Origin of the sequence: Streptococcus sp. 1449 (genome assembly GCF_013276805.1) — a bacterium.
Taxonomy (GTDB): domain Bacteria; phylum Bacillota; class Bacilli; order Lactobacillales; family Streptococcaceae; genus Streptococcus; species Streptococcus pseudopneumoniae.
Window position 1 is genome coordinate 1 of record NZ_VMLS01000068.1, and the last position, 6,728, is coordinate 6,728.

Consider the following 6,728-nt stretch of genomic DNA (forward strand, 5'->3'; position numbering starts at 1 on the left):
TCACGTTCGATTTACTAAATGAAAGTTATATAATGAAGTTAGCCACCCAGCACTCCTAAAAATTAGATGGTTCAACTAGCTGAAAGTGTAGACATAAGAAAACACCTCTGTGTTATACTTGTTGTTCAACCACAAACACAAGAAAGGCACAGAGATGCGATATTTTAAAAGAGTTGGATTTCTCCAACTCTTCTCTTTTTAATACACGTTATTTTGATTTGACTGGCTTGTCTTGAGCTGTCTTCAAGGCTGTGGCAATCGTATCTGCATACAATTTTGCTCCTGCTTCAATAGTGCTAGTGTCACTTCCGAAATGGACTTGGTCTGTTCCTGCCCAAATTTCTGGATGCTCTTTCGCAACTTGATTCCAATCTGCTATCGTGATGTAAGGTGTCTTCTCTGCCAATTCTCTCATGTAGGCAGCAGCCTTCTCAACGATGGCATAGGTCTCTTTTGTCTTATCTCCCTCATAAGGAGTCACCAAAACCATATGGTGGCCCTTAGGAAGATTTTTCACGATACTGTCCCAGTCTTCCTTGTAATTTTCAGGATTATTTACCCCAGTCGCAATGACCACCATCTTAGGTAAAAATTTATTTTGGCTATTGTTTATCATGATTTCATTGGCAGTCTTGGTTGTTCTGCTGACCTGCGCGTTAATTTGTGCTCCAGGAAGAGCTGTCTGCAGGGCTGTATTTGCCCTTAAAGCCACCGAGTCACCAATTAACATAGTGCCATCAGCAATTCCTAAACTATCAGCTTCTGCTCGTTCTGCTATCACTTTTGTTTGGGCAATAGTACTAGCAGCTTGCTTCAAGCCATTGACAGTTAAGTCTGTCTCAAACGCTCCCACTTGTGGTGCCAACAAAGTCACTAAGAAGACAATGAAGGCCAAGATTCCCGTACTTGTTGCAAGAATTGTGTGAATATAAGGCAGGGGACGAAGAGTTTGTAAAATAGGTGTGTTCTTGCCTGCAATCCAAGGTTCCAATACATAAAATGAAAGACTGGCAAATCCATAAGAAAAAATCAAAGTTAATAACACAGCAAGAAGATTTGAGGTCAACTGTGAGAAAATGATGTAGAAAGGCCAATGGAAGAGATAAACTGCATAGCTAGTATCCGCTAAAAAGCTAATCATCTTTGTCTCTTGTATATGATGTGTCTTTTCATGTAAGACACGCGCCGCCAGAATCATAGCAAGAGCTGCAAGGCTAGCAAGTAAGAAGCCCATAAGATAGGCAAAAAGATAGGTAAATTTGACAAAGAAGGTCAAAATGAGTAAGAAGCCAAAACCTCCTCCAAAAACCAAAAGGGTCTTGCGTAAATCCCAGATTTTATCCAACTGCTTGACGAGGGAAGTCGTCTGACGAACGCCTACAATCGTTGCTAGGATACTTCCCAAAAAGAATGGATAGACATGAGTTAAACTGGAGAAGTAAACAGAGGAATAAGAGGTCACTAGAAAACTACCAATAAACATGGAGAAGAAGCTGATCAAGAAGGCAGCAGCTGATAAGAGAAAAACCATTCCCCTCAACTGACCATTTGATTTGGACTGTTTGGATAAGAACCAAACTGCCAATCCCCAAAGAATATAGTAGTGAACCTCAACGGCCAAGCTCCAATTATGAACAAACAAATGAGGAATGAACTGAGATTCATAACTCCCACCTGTTAGCAGTTCATAGAAGTTAGTCATAAAGCCTAAAACACCCGCAATCTGACCCCCAATTCCAGCCACATAATCTTGGCGAACTAGAAAGGTAAAGGGCATGGTTACCAAGACCATCAAAATCACAGGTGGCACAATCCGATAAAAGCGTCTCCTAAAAAATCCAATCAAGTCAATCTCATGATTTTTAGAAAACTCTTCGATGAGTAGAGCCGTAATCAGGAAACCTGAAAATGTGAAAAAGACATCTACCCCGAAAAATCCTCCAGGAAAGATGGTCTGAAAGAAATGATACAAGAGTACCAGTAGTAAACCTGTAATCCTAATCAAGGAAAACCATTTAATGCGCATACGAGTTTATTCTCCCTTTCATTATACACTTTATTCTATCAAAAAAAGAAGAAAAATCCTAAGAGAAAACTTAGGATTTTTAGCTTATATCTATTCCGTTTTAGAAATTGCGTCCTGACTTATTATAGCCATATTTTTCCACAAAATACTCACGGAATTCCAAGAGATTGTCATCCATGATGGCTTGTCGCACTTGCTTCATCAGGTTAAGCAAGAAGTAAAGATTATGGTAGCTAGTTAAGCGGATACCGAAGGTTTCATCAGCTTTGAGTAGGTGACGAAGGTAGGCGCGTGTGTAGTTCTTACATGTGTAGCAATCACACTCAGGATCCAGTGGCGTAAAGTCCTCAGCAAACTGGGCATTTTTGACAACCAAACGTCCCTGACTGGTCATACAAGTCCCGTTACGAGCGATACGAGTCGGCAAGACACAGTCAAACATATCCACCCCACGAATGACCCCATCAATCAAGCTATCTGGCGCTCCGACACCCATCAAATAGCGAGGTTTATTTTCAGGAAGCAGTTGGGTTGTGAAGTCCAAAACCGCATTCATCTCTTCGTGGGTTTCTCCTACTGCCAAGCCACCGATAGAGTAGCCTGGGAAATCCATGCTGACAAGGTCATGAGCCGATTGGCGACGCAGGTCTTCAAATCCTGCCCCCTGCACAATCCCAAATAACCCTTGGTCATGCGGACGACGGTGAGCCTTCAAACCACGCTCAGCCCAACGACTGGTACGCTCGATTGATTTCTTAACGTAATCGTAAGGTTGATAAAACTGAGGACATTCGTCAAAGGACATCATGATGTCTGAGCCTAGATTATTCTGAATAGAGATAGCTTTTTCTGGCGATAGGAACATCTTGGAACCATTGAGATGGTTTTTAAAGGTTACTCCTTCTTCTGTGATATTACGGCTATCTGCTAAGGAATAAACCTGAAAACCACCACTATCTGTCAAGATAGGCTGGTCCCAATTCATGAACTTGTGGAGACCACCTGCGCGAGCAATAAGTTCATCTCCAGGACGAAGCCAGAGATGATAGGTGTTTGACAGGATAATTCCCGAACCCATCTCCTTCAATTCTTCAGGCGACTGAGTTTTGACAGTGGCTTGAGTCCCAACTGGCATAAACATAGGTGTTGGGAAGGTGCTGTGGGGAGTGATGATTTCTCCCAGACGAGCTCCTGTATGTTTTTCTTTCTTAATCAAACGGTATTTGATTGGTGAATCTGACATTTTTTACCTCCGAAGCTGGGAAAGACAGTCCCAGTTCATACTTTGTACCCAAGGGCATACTGTATGATTTTATCAAAAAAAGCTGGAACTGTCACGAACTATGGTATAATAAGAGAATGAACTATCCAAAAATTGATTTAAAAACAATTCGTCAGGAGTCAAAACATTTTCAGGCTGACACCCCCCGTCTCTTTCTCCTCTATATCCTTCCCAGTATGCTGGTCATCTTATCTGGTTTTCTTAATCCCTTATCTCGGATCCACGTGACTGTTTTAGAACAGCCATTTTTCAGCATACTTGGTCAAATACTTCAAGCCTACCTCTTTCCTCTACTAGTCTCCTTTATCGGGACTATTCTTTTGACCAGTTCCGTCTATGCAACCCTGACACTCATGAAAGATTCTAAAACGGAGCCATCTGTAAAAAACAGCCTAGCTCTCTTTGATGAGGAGCGCTTTTCTCAAACCTTTTTGACCCTACTTCTCAAACGTTTCTATCTCTTTTTATGGAGTATCCCTAATTTACTTGGGATTTACTTCCTCTTTTATAGTAGCTTTTTAGCCCAAAAATTCGTCACCCTACATCCTGAGTTTCCAAATCTAGATCTCTCATCAGTTGAAACCGAGCGTTTCCTCATGGTCTTTGGACTCTACTTTCTTGCAAGTCTCATCTTGATCATTGTAGGAAATATCCTCTATATTCCACAGTATTATGCCTATTCACAGGTGGAATTTCTTCTCTGTTATAGTCTAGACCTAGGACAGGCCTCACCAAGACGAATCCTAAAAACTAGCCGTTCCTTTATGAAGGGCTACAAGTTCCAGCACTTTGTCCTAGATTTACAGCTTCTTCCTTGGTACTTCCTCAATTGGATTACCTTTGGCATTGCTAGTTTTTTACTCCTACCTTATATCCAATGTACTAAAATCAGCTTTTATAGAGCAGTACTTAGAGCAGCACTTAGTAAAAAATACCAACTAAACTACCCCTGGTAGGGCTAGTTTTTCACTCCTACCCTACATTCAAATTAATTAATAAAATGATTTTTTACCGAGCAGTATTGGCTCGAAAACGTCCAAAAGCTTGAAGGTTTTCCCTCAAGCTTTTTTCTATCAATGAGTTTCTCCGCCTACCAACTTGAGATCCTGATCTCCATGTTCTATAATGGCTCCGATTGCCGCTTCTATCCCTCGCCTAATATCCACTAAACTCATAGCTGGAGTTGTAGGTCGATTCACCACCTATTCCATCATATAAGGAATATGCATAAAACCTGCCTTAACATGTGGAAATTTCTTTTCTACCAAATAGAGGGCCTGATACATCAAATGGTTGCAGACAAAAGTCCCTGCCGTATTGGAAACAGAGGCCGGCAAGCCCTCTTTTTTTATAGCTTGAACAATCGCTTTAATCGGTAAACTACTAAAGTAGGCCGAAGCACCGTCTTGGCGAATGGAAAGGTCAATCGGTTGATTACCATCATTATCAGGAATGCGTGCATCGTCTTGATTTATAGCCACTCGTTCAGGCGTCAAGCTAGATCTTCCACCTGCTTGGCCAATACAAAAGACAAAGTCAGGTTGATAGCGGTTCATCTCTTCTTCCAATACTTGAGCCGATTTGTGAAAGACTGTTGGCACTTCTAACCAACGGACCTCAGCACCATGGATTTCAGCTGGTAAACCTTTAATGGCCTCCAAAGCTGGATTAACCTTTTCCCCTCCAAAGGGCTCAAAACCTGTCACTAATACTTTCATTTCTAACTCCTCAAAACAAATTCAATGAGACTTTTTCTTAAAAACAAGTATAACATATTTCCCTTATTCCGGAGTGAAAAGGACTAGCGAGACTAAGATTGACCTTTGAACTTATTTAAAGAGAAAAATACTAATCAAGGCTAAAATAGCTGGCTCACCTTGCTTCAAAATAATTTTCTTATCTGCTGTGAGAGAGCCATAAGCCGCAGCACCAATCACAAATAAAACAAAAATAGTCACAATTTCTAAATTCTGTGAGAAATAAATCCCATACAGGAGAAAGACTCCTAGCAGAGCATTATAAATCCCTTGATTTTTAAACAGTGAACTTACCGACGGACGAGCTAGTTCTTCCCTGTCCATGTTAAAGACACGACTAGTCGCTTCTGATTGCGTTGCAATACTTTCCAAATAAAAAATGTAAAAATGCTCCAAAGCAACGATTGTTGCTAAAATAATTGTAATAATTGACATCTATTTCTCCTTAAATTTCTATATTTTCAATGCTCAAAACCAATTTGTTTAATAAACGGCTGAATTCTGTTCTCTCAGACTCTGTTAAGATACTTTCCATCTCTTTCTTAACCTTGATATGCTGCAGAGGTGGATTCATCACTAACTGCTCCTTGGCATACTTCGTAGCCTCTACCAAGACTTCTCGCTGATTTTCAGGATTACGATGACGCTCCACCAAACCTTCCTTTTCTAAAATCTTAAAATGCCGTGTCAAAGCAGCCTGATCAATCTTCAAACGCTCCTGAACCGCTATTTGATTACAAGGGGAATGCTTCAACAAAAATAATAAAATCTGATACCGTGTCAAACTAATCCCAAGCCTTTTTTCAAACAATTGCGTACTCGCTTGCTCAGACAAGCGGAGTTGATACAGTAAATCTTGAATCTCTATCATTTCTTCCTCCTTTCTATTGATTTATCAATAGTTGATTAATCAAGTTTAATATAATACTGGACTAAAATCAAAAAACATCTTATAATAGTAGTTATGAAACTTACAAACGAAGAAACACAAAAAATTGAACAACTCCTAAGAGATTCATCGTACGCCAAATATCACAAACGTCTACAGATTATTTATTTTCGCTCAAAAGAAAAGAGTTATAAGGAAATCATGGATTTGCTAGATTGCAATAAAACAACTGTTTGGAGGAATTTGAAAAAATATAAGGAGTTTGGTTTAGAAGCGCTTCTTCAGGAGACCCGTGGTGGACGTCATAGAGAATATATGACTTACGAAGAAGAACAAGCATTTCTAAAACGTCATATAGAAGCTGCTCAGGCTGGGGAATTTGTAACTGTCAATCAGTTATTTGAAGCCTATCAAAAAGAGATTGGTCGCACTTCCACACGTGATGGTTTCTATTATCTCCTGAAACGACATGGTTGGCGAACGGTCACTCCTCGACCTGAGCATCCCAAGAAGGCAGACGCTCAGACAATTGAGACGTCTAAAAATAAAATCTACATTCGAGACCTTGAGTAAGCGCTTTAAAGAAGAGGGGACTTATAACAAAGTACGTTTGATGTACCAAGATGAAGCTGGTTTCGGAAGAATCAGTAAGATGCGTTCTTGTTGGGCTCCTCAAGGAATCCGACCTAGCATTCCTAGTCATTATATGCGAGAATATCGCTATTGTTATGGGGCAGTAGATGCTCAGACAGGAGATTCCTTTTTCCTCATTGC

The 6,728-nt window shown here is 40.4% G+C and carries 5 protein-coding genes and 2 pseudogenes; 2 read left to right on the forward strand and 5 right to left on the reverse strand.

Features of this window, described 5'->3' with window-relative positions; genetic code table 11:
* Nucleotides 1–208: 208 nt before the first annotated feature.
* Both HT687_RS10005 and tgt read right to left on the reverse strand, forming a co-directional pair.
* Nucleotides 209–2,026: an acyltransferase family protein gene (locus HT687_RS10005; protein WP_001220862.1), complete on the reverse strand. Its 1,818-nt coding sequence runs from the start codon at nt 2,024–2,026 to the stop codon at nt 209–211.
* Nucleotides 2,027–2,126: 100 nt separating this feature from the next.
* A complete protein-coding gene (tgt, locus tag HT687_RS10010) occupies nt 2,127–3,269 on the reverse strand; it encodes a tRNA guanosine(34) transglycosylase Tgt (protein WP_001285257.1) in 1,143 nt (380 codons plus the stop codon).
* A 116-nt stretch (nt 3,270–3,385) separates the two neighbouring features.
* Between tgt and HT687_RS10015 the strand changes: the two genes are divergently transcribed.
* A complete protein-coding gene (locus HT687_RS10015; protein WP_001108855.1) occupies nt 3,386–4,264 on the forward strand; it encodes a DUF975 family protein in 879 nt (292 codons plus the stop codon).
* A gap of 117 nt (nt 4,265–4,381) precedes the next feature.
* On the opposite strand, the pseudogene pcp reads toward HT687_RS10015, so the two are convergent.
* The 3 genes and pseudogenes from pcp to HT687_RS10030 form a co-directional block, all read right to left on the reverse strand.
* Nucleotides 4,382–5,026: pseudogene (gene pcp / locus HT687_RS10020) on the reverse strand (pyroglutamyl-peptidase I).
* Between the two features lie 111 nt (nt 5,027–5,137).
* On the reverse strand, nt 5,138–5,500 hold the full coding sequence (locus tag HT687_RS10025) for a DUF1304 domain-containing protein (RefSeq protein WP_000022854.1): 363 nt from the start codon (nt 5,498–5,500) through the stop codon (nt 5,138–5,140).
* A 10-nt stretch (nt 5,501–5,510) separates the two neighbouring features.
* Nucleotides 5,511–5,936, reverse strand: a complete 426-nt coding sequence (locus HT687_RS10030; protein ID WP_000570119.1) for a MarR family winged helix-turn-helix transcriptional regulator — start codon at nt 5,934–5,936, stop codon at nt 5,511–5,513.
* Between the two features lie 93 nt (nt 5,937–6,029).
* Here HT687_RS10030 and HT687_RS10035 point away from each other — a divergent pair.
* Nucleotides 6,030–6,728, forward strand: a pseudogene (locus HT687_RS10035) (IS630 family transposase); the annotation flags it as partial.

Bases quoted from the DNA above. Each gene is read 5' to 3' on its own strand.
- HT687_RS10005 (WP_001220862.1), bottom strand. From the start codon at position 2,026: ATGCGCATTAAATGGTTTTCCTTGATTAGGATTACAGGTTTACTACTG.
- tgt (WP_001285257.1), bottom strand. From the start codon at position 3,269: ATGTCAGATTCACCAATCAAATACCGTTTGATTAAGAAAGAAAAACAT.
- HT687_RS10015 (WP_001108855.1), top strand. From the start codon at position 3,386: ATGAACTATCCAAAAATTGATTTAAAAACAATTCGTCAGGAGTCAAAA.
- HT687_RS10025 (WP_000022854.1), bottom strand. From the start codon at position 5,500: ATGTCAATTATTACAATTATTTTAGCAACAATCGTTGCTTTGGAGCAT.
- HT687_RS10030 (WP_000570119.1), bottom strand. From the start codon at position 5,936: ATGATAGAGATTCAAGATTTACTGTATCAACTCCGCTTGTCTGAGCAA.